The sequence below is a fragment of the Pseudarthrobacter sp. AL07 genome, assembly GCF_029960665.1.
Classification (GTDB): Bacteria; Actinomycetota; Actinomycetes; order Actinomycetales; family Micrococcaceae; genus Arthrobacter.
Map to the genome: position 1 here is coordinate 261,586 of NZ_JASBRB010000001.1, position 15,797 is coordinate 277,382.

Annotated in this window: 13 protein-coding genes; 11 read left to right on the forward strand and 2 right to left on the reverse strand. The window is 65.0% G+C overall.

Annotated elements, in window-relative coordinates; all coding sequences use genetic code 11:
* Window positions 1–3: 3 nt before the first annotated feature.
* On the reverse strand, window positions 4–468 hold the full coding sequence (locus tag QK290_RS01210) for an FMN-binding protein (RefSeq protein WP_282328934.1): 465 nt from the start codon (window positions 466–468) through the stop codon (window positions 4–6).
* 160 nt (window positions 469–628) lie between these two features.
* On the opposite strand from QK290_RS01210, the gene argS reads away from it, so the two are divergent.
* From argS to QK290_RS01260, 10 genes are all read left to right on the forward strand, one after another.
* Window positions 629–2,278, forward strand: a complete 1,650-nt coding sequence (gene argS, locus QK290_RS01215) for an arginine--tRNA ligase (RefSeq protein WP_282328935.1) — start codon at window positions 629–631, stop codon at window positions 2,276–2,278.
* A 5-nt stretch (window positions 2,279–2,283) separates the two neighbouring features.
* Window positions 2,284–3,789 (forward strand): diaminopimelate decarboxylase, encoded by a 1,506-nt coding sequence (gene lysA, locus QK290_RS01220; RefSeq protein ID WP_282328936.1) that lies wholly within the window; start codon window positions 2,284–2,286, stop codon window positions 3,787–3,789.
* Complete coding sequence (locus QK290_RS01225; RefSeq protein ID WP_282328937.1) at window positions 3,782–5,098, forward strand: homoserine dehydrogenase; 1,317 nt, start codon at window positions 3,782–3,784, stop codon at window positions 5,096–5,098. Before lysA ends, QK290_RS01225 begins: the two co-directional genes overlap by 8 nt.
* Window positions 5,099–6,205 carry a threonine synthase gene (gene thrC, locus QK290_RS01230; RefSeq protein WP_282328938.1) on the forward strand — a complete coding sequence of 369 codons (1,107 nt, stop codon included), beginning with the start codon at window positions 5,099–5,101 and terminating at the stop codon, window positions 6,203–6,205.
* Between the two features lie 2 nt (window positions 6,206–6,207).
* Window positions 6,208–7,182: a homoserine kinase gene (gene thrB, locus QK290_RS01235; protein ID WP_282328939.1), complete on the forward strand. Its 975-nt coding sequence runs from the start codon at window positions 6,208–6,210 to the stop codon at window positions 7,180–7,182.
* A 298-nt stretch (window positions 7,183–7,480) separates the two neighbouring features.
* Window positions 7,481–9,751, forward strand: coding sequence for a transcription termination factor Rho (gene rho / locus QK290_RS01240; RefSeq protein WP_282328940.1), 2,271 nt, complete (start codon window positions 7,481–7,483; stop codon window positions 9,749–9,751).
* A 107-nt stretch (window positions 9,752–9,858) separates the two neighbouring features.
* Entirely contained in the window at window positions 9,859–10,932 is a 1,074-nt protein-coding gene (prfA, locus tag QK290_RS01245) for a peptide chain release factor 1 (protein ID WP_193342325.1), read from the forward strand.
* Window positions 10,933–10,942: 10 nt separating this feature from the next.
* Window positions 10,943–11,812 carry a peptide chain release factor N(5)-glutamine methyltransferase gene (gene prmC / locus QK290_RS01250; protein WP_193342326.1) on the forward strand — a complete coding sequence of 290 codons (870 nt, stop codon included), beginning with the start codon at window positions 10,943–10,945 and terminating at the stop codon, window positions 11,810–11,812.
* A gap of 15 nt (window positions 11,813–11,827) precedes the next feature.
* Window positions 11,828–12,664: an L-threonylcarbamoyladenylate synthase gene (locus QK290_RS01255; RefSeq protein ID WP_282328941.1), complete on the forward strand. Its 837-nt coding sequence runs from the start codon at window positions 11,828–11,830 to the stop codon at window positions 12,662–12,664.
* Complete coding sequence (locus QK290_RS01260; RefSeq protein WP_282328942.1) at window positions 12,661–13,419, forward strand: WecB/TagA/CpsF family glycosyltransferase; 759 nt, start codon at window positions 12,661–12,663, stop codon at window positions 13,417–13,419. Before QK290_RS01255 ends, QK290_RS01260 begins: the two co-directional genes overlap by 4 nt.
* Here the strand turns inward: QK290_RS01260 and QK290_RS01265 are convergent.
* Window positions 13,416–14,312 carry a glycosyltransferase gene (locus tag QK290_RS01265; RefSeq protein WP_282328943.1) on the reverse strand — a complete coding sequence of 299 codons (897 nt, stop codon included), beginning with the start codon at window positions 14,310–14,312 and terminating at the stop codon, window positions 13,416–13,418. The genes QK290_RS01260 and QK290_RS01265 overlap by 4 nt on opposite strands.
* Window positions 14,313–14,605: 293 nt before the next feature.
* On the opposite strand from QK290_RS01265, the gene QK290_RS01270 reads away from it, so the two are divergent.
* Window positions 14,606–15,718, forward strand: a complete 1,113-nt coding sequence (locus tag QK290_RS01270; protein WP_282328944.1) for an MraY family glycosyltransferase — start codon at window positions 14,606–14,608, stop codon at window positions 15,716–15,718.
* Window positions 15,719–15,797 lie beyond the last annotated feature (79 nt).

Below are 15,797 nucleotides of genomic sequence, written 5' to 3' on the forward strand. Positions count from 1 at the left end.
GGCCTACTGGGCCTCGGCCTTGATCTTGTCCAGCGCCTGGTTGAAGCCGCCGCTGGTGAGCGAGGACCCGGCCACCTTGGAGACCTTGAGTTCATCGATGCTCTTGCCCACAACCTGCGCCGCGATCCCGCCGGCGAACTCGCCCTGGAATTTCCGCGTGTTCGGGCTCGAAGGGTGCTGGGTGATGTTCACGGCGGTGACCGTACCGGAGGCGAGCGTCAGCTCAACCCCGACGGTTTCGGTGCCATTGGGGGACACATAGGTGCCGTCGGCACTGTAGGTGCCGTCTACATAGGACGAGCCGCTGCTGGCCGTCGTTGATGCTGTGCCGGAAGGGGCGGTGGATGCCCCGGAGGTGTTCTCGGATGTTGAGGCGGGTGTGGCCGACGGCGCGCAGCCCGCCACTGTTCCGGCGAGGGACAGGCCGGCGATGCCGACGAAAACACTCTTGCGGACTGACGGACTCATATTGGGGCTCGTTTCGTGGGCTGGGTGCTTATGGTGTACTCAACGTCTGATTCATCGTATTGGTTCACCCTGCGTATTAGCAGTGCTTCCGCTGTGAGGAAAAACAGTCACGCACCATCCCGAAATTCGTCCATGTGGCAGCCGCCGGTAGGCTAGAGGGGTGACTCCCGAAGAACTCTCCCTCGCCATATCCGCCTGCCTGAAAGACGCCGTCGCCGCTGGCGAAATCGCGCTTTCTGCATCAGCTGTCCCTGATGAGGTGCGCGTGGAGCGACCGAAGAACCGGGAGCACGGAGACTGGGCCACCAATATAGCCCTCCAGCTTTCCAAGCAGGCCGGCACCAACCCGCGTGAATTCGCCACCATCCTCAGCGCCCGGTTGAAGTCCATCGACGGCGTCTCTGCTGTCGATATCGCCGGCCCCGGCTTCCTGAACATCACGGTGGACGCGGCCGCCGCGGGTGCCCTGGCGAAGGCCATTGTGGAAGCCGGCCGGGACTACGGCACCACCACCACGCTCGCCGGCCACGTGGTGAACATGGAATTTGTGTCGGCGAACCCCACCGGTCCGCTGCACATCGGCCACACCCGCTGGGCCGCCTTGGGTGACGCCATCGCCCGCGTTCTGCGTGCTTCAGGCGCGGAGGTCACCGCCGAGTACTACATCAACGACGCCGGTTCGCAGATGAATGTGTTCGCGAACTCTGTTTATTCCAGGCTGCACGGACTTCCGGTGCCGGAGGGCGGCTACCCGGGCCAGTACATTGCAGACCTCGGCCACGACGTTCTGAGCGCGCACCCCGATATCCGCGAGCTCACCGAAGTCGCCGCCCTCCCCGTCATCCGCGCTGCCGCCTACAAGGCCCAGCTGAAGGACATCAAGGACACGCTCGCCGATTTTGGCGTTGCCTTCGACGTCTACTTCTCGGAGCAGGAACTGCACGACGCCGGCGCGATCGAAAGTGCCGTGGCCCGCCTTCGCGAGCAGGGCCACGTGTTCGACGACGGCGGTGCGGTCTGGTTGCGCACCACCGACTTCGGCGACGACAAGGACCGCGTGATGATCCGCGCGAACGGCGAACCCACCTACTTTGCCGCGGACGCCGCTTACTACTTGTCCAAAAAGGACCGTGGCTTCACCGAGAAAATCTACCTCCTCGGCGCCGACCACCACGGCTACATCAACCGGCTTAAGGCCATCGCTGCCTGTGCCGGCGATGATCCCGACGTGAACATCGAGGTGCTGATCGGCCAGCTGGTCTCTGTCAATGGCGCCAAGCTGTCCAAACGGGCCGGTAACATCATCGAGCTCAAGGATCTCATCGACTGGCTGGGCAAGGACGCCGTGCGGTACTCCCTGGCCCGTTTCCCTGCGGATTCCCCACTCACCCTGGATCCTGACCTGCTGAAGAAGCACAGCAACGAGAACCCGGTCTTCTACGTCCAGTACGCCCATGCGCGTACCCGCGGCGCGGCCCGCAACGCCGTGGCTGCAGGCGTGGACCGGAGCGCCTTCGAGGCCTCGCTGCTGGATCATGCCACGGAAAACGAACTGCTCTCCTACTTGGGCAGCTACCCGTCCATCGTGGCCAAGGCAGCGGAGCTGCGTGAGCCGCACCGCGTGGCCCGCCATCTTGAGGTCATCGCCGGCGCGTACCACCGCTGGTACGACGCCTGCCGCATCGCACCCATGGGTGACGAACCGGTGACCGACGTTAACCGGACGCGCCTGTGGCTGAACGACGCCACCAGCCAGGTGCTGGCCAACGGCCTTGACCTTCTTGGCGTTTCCGCGCCGGAACGGATGTAAGACCCATGCCTGCAGAGGAAATTTCAGCACAGGGCAAGCCAGCGCAGGACACCAACCCCGCGTCCCCGCTGGCGCCTGAATGGCTCGCCGTTCCCGCGGACCTGAACGCGCTCCACGAACCAATGTGGGCGCAGGATGTGCAGAAGAACGACGCCGGTGAGCTCGCCATCGATGGCATTGCTGTCAGCGAGCTCAAGGCACAATTCGGCACGCCGCTCTTTGTGATGAGTGAGACCGATTTCCGGGCCCGCGCCCGCTCCTTCAAGGACGCCTTTGACGCCGCGTTTGCTGACATCTGCGGGGGAGTGGACGTCTACTACGCGGGCAAGTCCTTCCTGTGCACCGCAGTGGCTGCCTGGGTGGCGGACGAAGGACTCCGGCTGGACACCTGTTCCGGCGGCGAGCTCGCGGTGGCCGCCCGGGCCGGCATCATGGGCGAAAACCTGGGCCTGCACGGCAACAACAAATCCGACGCCGAGATTAACCGTGCGCTGGACATGAAGCTGGGCCGCATCGTGGTGGACAGCCTCGACGAGCTGGATCGGGTGGCCAAGATCGCCTCGGGCCGCGGCGACATCGCCAAGGTCATGCTGCGCCTGACGCCGGGCGTGCACGCGCATACCCACGAGTTCATCGCCACCGCCCACGAGGACCAGAAGTTCGGCCTCTCCATGGCCGGCGATTCCACGGAGCAGGCCGGACTGTCAGCAGCGGAGGAAGCCGTGGCGGCAGCCACGGGCTACGCCGGCATCGAACTGCTGGGCCTGCACTGCCACATCGGCTCGCAGATCTTCGAGCCGGACGGCTTCGAGCTCGCGGCGCAGAAGCTCCTGCGTTTCCACGCGGCCATGCAGGAAAAGTACGCCATCGTTATGCCCGAGCTGGACCTTGGCGGCGGCTACGGCATTGCCTACACCCCGGTGGACACCCCCCGCCCCGCAGCCGAGATCGCGCAGGCGATGGCCGCCGTCGTGCGTTCCACGTGTGCTGAGCTGGGGATCGCGTCACCCCGGATTTCCATCGAACCCGGACGTGCGATTGTTGGCAGCACAACCTTTACGTTGTACGAGGTGGGCACCCTGAAAACCGTGCGGGTGGATGCCCCGGCCGGCGACGCAGCCCAGGAGAACGTTACGCATCCCCGCCGGTATGTGTCAGTGGACGGCGGTATGAGCGATAACGCCCGCCCGGTGCTCTACGACGCGGATTATTCGGCGATTCTGGCCTCGCGCACGTCGGCCGCGGCTCCGCAGCTGTCCCGCGTGGTGGGCAAACATTGCGAGAGCGGCGACATAGTTGTTAGAGATGTATATCTGCCCGAGGACGTGGCAGCCGGTGATCTGCTTGCTGTACCGGGGACCGGCGCCTACTGCTGGGCCCTGTCAAGCAACTACAACTATCTGGCCCGGCCGGGCGTTGTCGCGGTGCGCGGCGGATCTGCCCGGCTGATTGTCCGCGGGGAAACCGAAGAAGATCTGCTTAACCGCGACATGGGAGTGCCGAATGACTGAATTGCGAACCCTGAAGGTAGCCCTGCTGGGCTGTGGCAACGTAGGGGCCCAGGTTGCGCGGATTCTCATTGAGGACGCCGACGCCCTTGCCGCCCGTACCGGCGCGCGCCTGCAGCTCAGCGGCATCGCGGTACGCAACGTCAATGCCAAGCGGGATGTGGACCTGCCCCAGGACCTCTTCACCACCGACGCCGACACCTTGGTCAAGGACGCCGACCTGGTGATTGAGCTCATGGGAGGGATCGAGCCTGCCCGCACGCTGATCCTCTCCGCGCTGCGCAACGGCGCCTGTGTTGTCACCGGCAACAAGGCCCTGCTCGCCCAGGACGGCCCCACCCTCTACGAAGAGGCGGACAAGGCCGGCGTGCAGCTGTCCTACGAAGCCGCCGTGGCCGGTGCGATCCCCATCCTGCGCCCCATCCGGGACAGCCTGGCCGGCGACCGCATCACCCGCGTGCTGGGCATTGTCAATGGCACCACTAACTTCATCCTGGACCAGATGGACTCCACCGGCGCCCAGTTCGCGGACGCCCTCGCCGAAGCCCAGCGCCTCGGTTACGCGGAAGCTGACCCTACCGCAGACGTCGAAGGCCACGACGCCGCAGCCAAGGCCGCCATCCTGGCCTCGCTGTCCTTCCACACCCGCTTTGCCCTGGAGAACGTCCACTGTGAAGGCATCACCTCCGTTAGCGCCGCGGACATCGCCGCGGCCAAGGACGCCGGTTTTGTCATCAAACTGCTGGCCATCGCCGAAAAGCTCACCGATGCCGACGGCGGAGAAGGCGTCTCCGTGCGCGTGCACCCCACGCTGCTGCCGCGCGAGCACCCGCTGGCCGCGGTTCGCGGCGCGTTCAACGCCGTCTTTATTGAGGCGGAGAACGCCGGCGAGCTGATGTTCTACGGACAGGGTGCAGGCGGAACTCCGACGGCATCGGCCGTGCTGGGTGACCTCGTTTCGGCCGCCCGCCGCATTGTGCTGGGTGGTCCCGGCCGCACGGAGACCACCACGGGCCACGTCCCGGCGCTGCCCATCGACGCGGTCATGACAAGCTACTACATCGGCCTGGATGTGGCTGACCAGCCCGGCGTGCTGGCCCGGATCGCCCAGCTCTTTGCGGAGCAAGGCGTGTCCATCGAAATCATGCGGCAGACCATCCACCGGGACGCAGAGTCCAACGTGGAGTCGGCCGAACTGCGGATCGTTACGCACCGCGCATCAGAGGCTGCCCTCGCAGCCACCGTCGAGGCCGTCAAAGGCCTGGACGTCATCAATTCAGTAACATCCGTTCTGCGGGTAGAAGGAGTCTAAGTGGCTCACCAATGGCGCGGCGTTATCCGCGAATACGCTGACCGTCTGCCTGTCACGGAGTCCACCCGGGTCATCACGCTGGGCGAGGGCGGCACTCCGCTGGTCCACGCGCAGAAGCTCTCCGAGCTCACGGGTTCCACCGTGTACCTGAAGGTCGAGGGGATGAACCCCACCGGTTCCTTCAAGGACCGCGGCATGACCATGGCCATGACGGCCGCTGTTGCGTCCGGTGCAAAGGCAGTCGTGTGCGCGTCCACCGGCAACACCTCAGCTTCTGCCGCGGCCTACGCCACGGCAGCGGGACTGAAATGCGCGGTGCTGGTCCCCGAAGGCAAGATCTCCATGGGTAAGCTGAGCCAGGCCATCGCGCACGGCGCCACGCTGCTCCAGGTGGACGGCAACTTCGATAACTGCCTGGACATTGCACGGAAGCTGGGGGAGTCCTACCCGGTGTTCCTGGTCAACTCCGTGAACCCCGCCCGCATCCAGGGCCAGAAGACGGGCGCGTTTGAGATTGTCGATTCGCTCGGCGATGCTCCGGATATCCACGTCCTTCCCGTCGGTAACGCCGGTAACATCACCGCGTACTGGAAGGGCTACAAGGAATACTCGGCTCCGTTCGAATCCGAAACAGCCGGAACCCTGCCCGCCGTGTCCACCAAAACCCCCCAGATGTGGGGCTTCCAGGCAGCCGGCGCGGCACCGTTTGTCGCGGGGCACCCGATCACGGAGCCGGACACCATTGCCACTGCCATCCGGATCGGCAACCCGGCATCCTGGGACGGTGCCATCGCGGCCCGCGACGAGTCAGGCGGATTCATCGACGCCGTCACTGACGAGCAGATCCTCGATGCCCACCGCTGGCTGTCCGCCCGCGAAGGCGTTTTTGTGGAGCCCGGGTCCGCCGCCGGTGTGGCCGGCCTGCTCAAGAAGCATTCAGCCGGTGAAGTTCCTACCGGCAAAACGATCGTCATCACCGTTACCGGCCACGGACTCAAGGACCCCCAGTGGGCCCTCCGGACCGAGGACGGCAGTGAAGTGCAGCCCGTCAAGGTCTCCAACGACGTCGTGACAGTCGCAGCTGAACTGGGACTGGAAGAAAAGTAGCCTTGGAAACCACCTCGACCACCGCCGTTGACCTGCCCGTCATTGAGGCAGGACAGCGCGTCACCGTCAGAGTCCCGGCCACCAGCGCCAACCTCGGACCGGGTTACGACAGCCTGGGCCTCGCCATGGCACTGCACGACACCCTGACAGTGGAAAGCCTCGAAACCGATGAGCTCCTGTTCGCGCTCAGCGGCGAGGGAGCGGACAGCCTGCCGCGCGACGGGAGCCACCTCGTGGTCCGGGCCATGGAGGCCGCTTTCTCGCGGCTGGGCTACCGTCACGGCGGGCTAAAAATTACGGCGACGAACGTCAATCCGCACGGCCGTGGCCTGGGGTCGTCAGCCTCGGCCGTGGTGGCCGCAGTATCCGCCGCCAACGCCATGGCGCCGGCGGCGGGGCAGCGAGGGCGGGACTGGATCCTGCAGCTCACCAGCGAGATGGAAGGCCACCCGGACAACGTCGCACCGGCGATTTTCGGCGGATTGGCGCTATCATGGCAGGACAGTGACCAGTACAGGAGCACCTGCGCCACCGTTGTTGGTTCGGTCATTCCCATCGTCGCAGTTCCTGACTTTGAACTGTCCACCGAAGCGGCCCGCGCGCTGCTGCCGGCGTCCGTGGGCCACCACGCCGCGGCGATGAACTCCGGCCGGGCTGCGCTGCTCATCCACGCGCTGACTCGGAAGCCGGAGTTCCTGCTCGCCGGTACCGAGGACTACCTCCACCAGAGCTACCGGGCCGAGGCCATGCGCCCCAGCGCCGCCCTCATCAGGGCGCTGCGCAGTGCAGGCCACGCCGCAGTGGTTTCAGGGGCCGGGCCTACAGTTCTGGTTCTCGCGGACGGCGAGGCCGAAGCCGCCGAGGTGCTTGGGTTTATTGAGTCCTTTACTGAGGCGAACACGCCGGGTATCGGCTGGCGCGTCCTGAAGCTGGCAGTGGACGTCGAAGGTGCTAAGGTGGACTTGCACCGGCGGTAATCCGGCCTATCTGATCGGCAGCTGCATTCAGTTGTTAGTGATCTCCTACTGCGAAATATTTTCCGGTGCCGCCTGCTTGGTCTGTCGCAGGAATCTGCAGCTGAATTGTCTGCCCCTGAACCGTCAGTCCGGCGCCCCGCCATTAATCGGTGCGTGAGGTGAATCAGTATCCGGCCCTGTTGGCCGAAATCCAACCGGCAAGACCGAAAATGTCGGCTGCAGATCTGAACTGCAGCCCAGATCAAAATCATCGCGTCCAGCTCCCAGTCTGGACGCCGTCGAGGGGGAAGGATCCTTCGTGACCGAAACCACTGAGCTGTCTTCAGCTGTGGAACCATCAACTTCTGCTGCCGGATCGTCAACGGCCGCACCCGCCAAGAGCAGTGGCCTCGCCGGCCTTAAGCTCGCCCAGTTGCAGGCACTTGCCAGCCAGCTGGGGATTTCCGGTGGATCCCGCATGCGTAAGGGGGATCTGGTGACCGCCATTTCCGCCCATCGTGCAGGCACGTCAGTCAGCAAGGCTCCGGCCAAGGCTGCCGAAAAGGCGACCGAAAACCACGTGGCGCCGGCTGCTGCCGCACCGGTGGCTGCCGCAAGCGAAACCTCGGAGGCTCCGGCCGCTGAGGGGACCCGTGCACGCGGCCGTGGACGCAGCCGCCGCGCTGTCAGCGACGGAGTAGTTACGGCACCCGCCGCGGCAGCTGCCACCGAAGCTCCGGCCGCTGCACCCGCTGAGGCTCCGGCGTCGGCGCCCGTTGAGGCCGCCGCTGAAGGGGAACGCCGCCAGCCGCGTACCCGCAACCGCCGCCGCGGCGATGCGGCAGCCGCGTCAACGCAGCCGGAAGAAACTGAGGCTCCGGCCGGTCAGCCCGCCGCTGAACAGCGCCAGGCTGACCGCGCCGAAACACAGCGTTCCGATTCCCAGGCCGCCGAAGCAGGCGACGGCCAGCGTGCTGAGCGCCGTGAGAGCGGCCGCACCCGTGGCGCCCGCGACACCACCGCCCGCGACACCGCAGCCCGGGACACCGCAGCCCGGGACACCCCCGCCCGTGAAACCCCTGCCCGCGAGAGCACGTCTCGAGACACCAGCGCCCGCGAGACCACCGATGGTGGCCGCGACAACGCAGGCAGCCGCGACGCCGGCCAGCGTGATGGTGCCCGCCGCGATGACAACCGCGACAACACGCGCGACAACGCTCGCGATGGCGACGACACTGACGGCGGAAGCCGCCGGAACCGCCGCAACCGCAGGGACCGGAACGATCGCAATGATCGCTCCGGTGGCGGCCAGGACAGCCGGGACAACTCCCGCAACGACCGTAACGACCGTTTCCGCGACCGGAACGACCGCCGTCGGGGACGCACCCAGGGACCGGACGTCGACGACGTCGAGGTCACTGAGGACGACGTCTTGCTGCCCGTCGCCGGCATCCTGGACGTGCTGGAGAACTACGCGTTCATCCGCACATCCGGCTACCTGCCGGGCCCGAACGACGTCTACGTCTCGCTGGCGCAGGTCAAGAAATACAACTTGCGCAAGGGCGACGCCTGCGTCGGTGCCATTCGTGCTCCGCGCGAAGGCGAAGACCGGAGCCAGCAGACCGCACGCCAGAAGTTCAACGCCCTGGTCCGTGTCACGTCCGTCAACGGAAAGACGCCGGAAGAGCTCAAGGACCGCGTCGAATTCGCCAAGCTGGTTCCGCTGTACCCGTCCGAGCGCCTGCGCCTCGAGACGGATCCCAAGAAGATCGGCCCCCGCGTCATCGACCTGGTTGCCCCGATCGGCAAGGGCCAGCGCGGTCTGATCGTCTCCCCGCCGAAGGCCGGCAAGACGCTCATCCTGCAGTCCATCGCCAACGCCATCACCATCAATAATCCTGAAGTCCACCTCATGATGGTGCTCGTTGACGAGCGTCCCGAAGAAGTCACGGACATGCAGCGCACGGTCAAGGGTGAGGTCATTGCTTCTACCTTCGACCGTCCCGCCGATGACCACACCACCGTTGCCGAGCTCTCCATCGAACGCGCCAAGCGCCTCGTGGAAATGGGCATGGACGTGGTGGTCCTCCTGGACTCCATGACCCGCCTGGGCCGCGCCTACAACCTGGCAGCACCGGCCTCCGGCCGAATCCTGTCCGGTGGTGTCGACTCCGCCGCGCTGTACCCGCCGAAGCGTTTCTTCGGTGCAGCCCGCAACATCGAAAACGGCGGCTCGCTGACCATCCTGGCAACCGCTCTCGTGGAGACCGGTTCCAAGATGGACGAGGTCATCTTCGAAGAGTTCAAGGGCACCGGCAACATGGAGCTCCGCCTTTCCCGCCAGCTGGCGGACAAGCGCATCTTCCCGGCTGTGGATGTCAACGCGTCCGGCACACGCCGCGAAGAGAACCTGCTTTCCCCCGAGGAAGTCAAGATCATGTGGAAGCTGCGCCGCGTCCTTTCCGGACTCGAAACGCAGCAGAGCCTTGAACTGCTGACCAACAAGATCCGGGAGACCGGGAGCAACGTCGAGTTCCTCATGCAGGTCCAGAAGACAACGCTTGGTGCGAAGTCGGATAACGACAAGTAGCTGCGCTCACCGCTCAAAATATGCCGGCCTGATGGCCGGCATATTTTGGGCGGTTCGTCGTTAAGTCCCATGAAACTAGACTTGTAAAAGTCGAAAGAGGTTTTGAAATGTTTGAGTCCGTACAGGGCCTGCTTGATGAGCATGATGCTATCCAGGCGCAGCTTGGTGACCCTGCTGTTTATGCTGACCAGCGGCTGGCCCGGAAGCTGGGGCGGCGGTCCGCGCAGCTCAATGGCATCGTGGAGGCATACAACAAGTGGCATGCCCTGGAGGACGACCTCGCCGCGGCCAAGGAAATGGCCTCGGAGGACCCTGAATTTGCTGCCGAAGTTCCCGTGCTGGAGGCAGCGCTGGAGCAGGCTTCCGCGAAGCTGCGCAGGCTCCTCATCCCGCGGGACCCTGACGACGCCCGCAACGTGATCCTCGAGGTCAAGGGCGGTGAAGGTGGCGACGAAGCCGCACTGTTCGCCGGCGACCTCCTGCGGATGTACACACGGTACGCGGAATCCCGCGGCTGGAAGACTGAACTCATCTCAGCCAACGAATCCGATCTCGGTGGCTACAAGGACGTCCAGATGGCCGTCAAGGGCAGCTCGAACGATCCCGCCGAAGGTGTCTACGCACGGCTCAAGTTCGAAGGCGGCGTCCACCGTGTTCAGCGTGTGCCCGTCACGGAATCCCAAGGCCGCATCCACACCTCTGCCGCCGGTGTCCTGGTCCTCCCCGAGGTCGATGAGCCCGAAGAGCTGGACATCAACCAGAACGATCTCAAGATCGACGTCTACCGCTCTTCGGGTCCCGGTGGCCAGTCCGTGAACACCACAGACTCCGCTGTCCGTATCACCCACCTCCCCACCGGCATCGTGGTGGCCATGCAGAACGAGAAATCCCAGCTGCAGAACCGCGAAGCAGGCATGCGCGTGCTCCGTGCCCGAATCCTTGCGCACCAGCAGGAAATCATCGACGCCGAGAACTCGGCCCAGCGTAAGTCCCAGATCCGCACCATGGACCGTTCCGAGCGCATCCGCACGTACAACTACCCGGAAAACCGGATAGCGGACCACCGCACCGGCTATAAGGCATACAACCTGGACCAGGTCATGAACGGTGACCTGGAACCGGTCATCCAGTCCGCCATCGAGATGGACGAACAGGCACGCCTGGACGCCATCGGCGACTAGCCCGGGCGCCATGACACTCGGGTCGGAGCAGTCCCTCGCGGCTGCCGTTAGCGAGGCCACGGCGATCCTCCTGGACGCAGGGGTCCCCAGCCCCCGCATCGACGCGGAACTTCTGGCGGACCACCTGCTCGGCGTGGGACTCGGCAGGCTCCGGGCGATGATGCTGGGGGACACTCCAGCGCCCGATGGCTATGCTGAACTTGTTGCTGAACGCGCCCAGCGGATCCCGCTGCAGCACATCACCGGCGTGGCTCACTTCCGGTATCTGGAGCTTGCGGTCGGGCCCGGCGTTTTTATCCCCCGGCCGGAAACAGAGTCCGTGGTGCAACTGGTCATCGACCACGTCCAGGGCATGGTGCACCCGCGGATTGTCGACCTGGGCACGGGCTCGGGCGCGATTGCCGGCTCCATCGCCCACGAAGTGCCCGGCGCCGAAGTCCACGCCGTGGAGTACAGCCCGTTCGCGCACGCGTGGGCAGCCACGAACCTGGCGCCGCTGGGCGTCAAGCTGATCCTGGGGGACCTCCGCGACGCGCTGCCGGAACTTAACGGAACCTTCGACGTCGTAATCTCCAACCCGCCCTATATTCCCGCCGAAGCCATCCCGAATGAACCCGAAGTTGCCCTGCACGATCCTCCCGAAGCCCTGTACGGCGGGGGAGCGGACGGCATGGAGCTTCCGACGGCGGCGGCCGCCTCGGCTGCCCGGCTGCTGGTTCCCGGCGGCTACTTCGTAATGGAACACGCGGAAGTCCAGGCCGGCTGGATCGCCGGCATGATGCAGCGGACGGGTGTCTGGTCGGAGATCACCACGCACTTGGACCTCAACGGCAAAGAACGCGCCACCAGCGCTGTCCTTGCCGGTCCGCACCACGAGTGATGAAAGAATAGGCCAGTGACCACAACCTACAACTGCACGTCAGAGGATCAGCGCGCCCTTGGCCTGGAGCATGCCCAGCGTGCCATCAGCGAGAAGAAGTGCGTGGTGTTCCCCACAGACACGGTCTACGGGATTGCCGCCGATGCCTTTTCGCCGCAGGCCGTCACCATGCTGTTGGCCTCCAAAGGACGCAGCCGCACCATGCCGCCGCCGGTTCTGATTCCCCGAATCAATGCCCTGGACGGGCTGGCCACGGATATTTCCGCTGATGCCCGCAAACTCGCCGAGGCGTTTTGGCCGGGGGGCCTGACCCTGATCCTGCACGCCCAGCCGTCACTGGACTGGGACCTGGGCGAGACCCAGGGAACAGTGGCCCTGCGCATGCCCGCCGACGAAGTTGCCCAGGAACTACTGACACTGACGGGTCCGCTGGCTGTGTCCTCCGCGAACCGGACCGGCCAGCCGCCGGCGCAGACCGCCGCTGAGGCACGAGCCCAGCTCGCGGAGTCCGTGGAGGTCTACCTCGAAGGCGGTTTCCGGCCGGTGGAAGGAACTGACGCCGTGCCCTCTACGATTGTGGACGCCACCGGTCCGCTCCTGCGAGTGGTGCGCAACGGCGCCGTGTCCCTGGAGCAGCTCCGGGAGCACGTTCCGGGCGTCTTGGGCCTGGGTGAGATCCCGATGGCTGAGCCCGAGGAAGAATCTGAACCATTCGCTCTGCCGGCCGAATCAGCCGCTGAAGAAGTAGAACCAGCGGTCGAATCTGACGCCGAATGGGACGCATCTGATGGACCTGCCGCTGAAAAAACTGTCGACGGGCCGGCCGCACCGGTCCGGGAGACTGACCGGTGAGCCTGGCACGCCAGCACATCCCTGTCCTGGGCGTGGACGCCACGCCGCTGACGGTGGACGGACTGGTTGAGGTGCTCTCCGGGTTTGTCGACGACGGGACCCTGCGCACCGTCGTCGGACATAACCTGCACAGCGTGACGCTGACCCATTCCGGCGCAGGATTCCGCTCTCTGTACGAGAACAGCGACGTGGTGCTCCTGGACGGTACACCGGTGCTGTGGTTGTGGGGCAGGACGGGAAACGCTGTCAGCCCGCTGATGGAGTACCGGCTGGGCTCGACCGACTGGCTACCGTCCCTGGGCCGGGTGGACGGCCTTGAACGGATCGCCGTGGTCGGCGCCGGCACGGAAGCCAACGCCAAAGCGGTCACACGGCTCCAGGGCATTGCCCCGGCCGCCAGCGTGACAGGGTTCCCTGGCGAAGGCTGGAACGACGACGTCGAAACCGCCGCGCTGGGCTGGCTCGTTGAGCAGCAACCCCAGCTCGTCCTGCTCGGGCTGGGCATGCCACTCCAGGAATCAGTGCTGCAGCGCCGCCTGGATATGCTCCCGCCGGCCATCTACTGCACGGTGGGCGGCGCCATCGAGCAGCTGGCGGGCGTGCAAAAACTGGCACCGCGCTGGCTGGGAAGGCTCGGGCTGGAGTGGGCGTGGCGCCTGCTGCTGCATCCGCGCAGGGTTGCGTACCGCGTTTTCGGCGAGCCGTGGGTACTCCTCTGGCTCCTTGTCCGGCGCCGGCTGCGCCGCGTGTCCTAGAACTCCTGGTCCTCAAGCGGCGCGAAGCCTTTAGCACGCAGTCCTTTCGTAAACGACCGTGCCCAGGCTAGCAGTCCAGGCAGGTCACGGCGCTTCGCAAAATAGCCAAGATAGCCGCCGACGTCGGCCACCAGCGACTTGACCCGGAAATAGCGGCGGATCAGGTACCCGCGGTTGCGGTAGTAGTAGTAACGCTTGAACGCCGAATCCGGCACAATCACATGCCAGCGTGCACCAAACACATGCTGCGTCTCGGAAAACGCATGCGGGTGGGTGATGGCGGTGGTGGTCACTGTGCCGAACCTAATACCAGCCTTGCGGAGGCGGATGGTGAAGTCCACTTCGTCGCCGCGGATAAAGAGCCGCATGTCCGGCAGGCCCACCTTGAAAAACACGTCGGACCTGATCAGGGCACCGTTAAAGAAGTGTCCGTCGTTGGGCAGGAAACCTACTTTTTCCAGTTCGGCCCGGTCGTGGGTGACTTTCCCATCCAGCCGGAAGAAAAAGGACAGCCGGTCGGGATGGCCCGGGGCAACCACCAGCGGGACCACGGCTTCAAGGTCGCGTGCCTCAGCCTCACGCAGCAGCGTGGCGAGGCACTCGGGATCTGTCGGCTCGGCGTCGTCGTCCATCATCCAGACCCATTTGGCACCGCTGGCCACCGCCTTCAGCGCGGCGAGGGCAAAGCCGCCTGCCCCGCCGAGGTTCGCTTCGGAACGGACGTAGTCAACATTTGTGTGCCGCACGGCAACATCGCGTGCGGGGTCCGTGCCGCTGTCAACAAGGCAGATGGTGTCCACTGCCGCGGACTGCGCATTAATGGCGTCCAGCAGGACGGACAGCTCTTTATGACGGTTAAATGTCACGGCGGCAACTGCAACGCGGACGGTCATGGGGATTCCTTTCAGCATGGCCTTCAGGGGATTCCCCGCTCGCAATGCGCCAGTGTGGCGCGAGGCCATGGAGCCGTTGGCGCTAGTATCTTGACTAGAGTCCACTGTAATACAGCCCTGTAAGGCACCAAGCACTGCCTGCTGCGTGCCCGGCGACGGAGAAGTTTCATTTATCGAAAGTCAGATTCCCCGCCAGTGAGCCCATCGATCGAGGACCACCTGTTCGGGCCGCTGTCCATGCCTGAGCGCACCCGCCGGGTTGCGCCGAACACCGACGAAACGGCCGCTATCGCATGATTATGTACCTGCTTATGGGGCTGACGGCTGCCGTCGTGTCCTACGGAGCCACTTGGGGTGCCCGCGTCATCGGGCACCGGCTTGAACTCCACGCTCCCATCCGCAGCCGTGACATGCACACGACGCCGGTGTCCCGGCTGGGCGGGGTTGCCATCTTCCTCGGCGTACTGGTGGCCCTCCTCGTGGCCAGCCAGTCCTTCTTCGTCAAGGACATCTACCGGAACAACTTCTCGCCGTGGGGCGTATTGGCGGGCGCGGCGCTGATCGTGCTCGTGGGGATCGCGGACGACCTCCTGGACATCCGTTGGTGGGTGAAACTCATCGGCCAGAGCGCTGCAGCCCTGGTGGTGGCGATCTGGGGAGTCCAGATGACGATTGTGCCGTGGGTTCCGGAGCCGATCTTCCTTGAGAACGAGATGCTTCGAGTGGTGCTGACAGCCGGGCTCATCGTCACCACCATGAACGCCTTCAACTTTATTGACGGCCTCGACGGGCTGGCCGCCGGCGTGGCGATCATCGGCGGAACCGCGTTCTTCCTGACAGCCTATTGGGTGCACCGGAACTCAGATGTGCTAGACAAATCCGATCTCGCGACGCTCCTAACCGCAGTCGTGGTGGGCGGTTGCATCGGCTTCGTGCCGCACAACTGGTTTCCGTCGAAAATCTTCATGGGTGACTCCGGTGCCATGTTGATTGGGCTGCTGATGGCCTCCGCCGGTATTGTCTCCACCGGCCAGATCACGTCCGGGCTGTATGACCGGGCAAATGGTATCTCCACCGTCATACCCATCCTGCTGCCCTTCGCCGTACTGTTCCTGCCGTTGCTTGACCTGGGCCTCGCCGTAGTGCGCAGGACAGCCCGAGGGCGATCACCCTGGTCCGCCGACCGGGGACACCTCCACCACAAGCTGCTGGACATCGGGTACTCGCACCGGACCGCAGTGATCCTGCTCTACTTGTGGACAGCGGTGCTGTCGTTCGGCGGCCTGGCTTTTGCCGTGTTCCCGTGGCAGGTGGTGCTGGCGGTAGACATCTTCGCAACGTTGGTGATGGGCTTGGTGACGGCCTGGCCGTACCTGCGCCGGGGGAGCGACGAGTCCACCGCGTAACCGCGTTCGGATTTATTTCTATCTCGTGTAGAATTCAGGTGCAGCCAAAGCTGCCCTCCACCCAGCCCCAGGGCGCCGA

What these genes read in the sequence shown, in the direction of transcription:
- QK290_RS01225 (WP_282328937.1), top strand. Translation starts at nt 3,782, where the DNA reads ATGACTGAATTGCGAACCCTGAAGGTAGCCCTGCTGGGCTGTGGCAAC.
- prfA (WP_193342325.1), top strand. Translation starts at nt 9,859, where the DNA reads ATGTTTGAGTCCGTACAGGGCCTGCTTGATGAGCATGATGCTATCCAG.
- QK290_RS01265 (WP_282328943.1), bottom strand. Translation starts at nt 14,312, where the DNA reads ATGACCGTCCGCGTTGCAGTTGCCGCCGTGACATTTAACCGTCATAAA.
- QK290_RS01210 (WP_282328934.1), bottom strand. Translation starts at nt 468, where the DNA reads ATGAGTCCGTCAGTCCGCAAGAGTGTTTTCGTCGGCATCGCCGGCCTG.
- prmC (WP_193342326.1), top strand. Translation starts at nt 10,943, where the DNA reads ATGACACTCGGGTCGGAGCAGTCCCTCGCGGCTGCCGTTAGCGAGGCC.
- lysA (WP_282328936.1), top strand. Translation starts at nt 2,284, where the DNA reads ATGCCTGCAGAGGAAATTTCAGCACAGGGCAAGCCAGCGCAGGACACC.
- QK290_RS01270 (WP_282328944.1), top strand. Translation starts at nt 14,606, where the DNA reads ATGATTATGTACCTGCTTATGGGGCTGACGGCTGCCGTCGTGTCCTAC.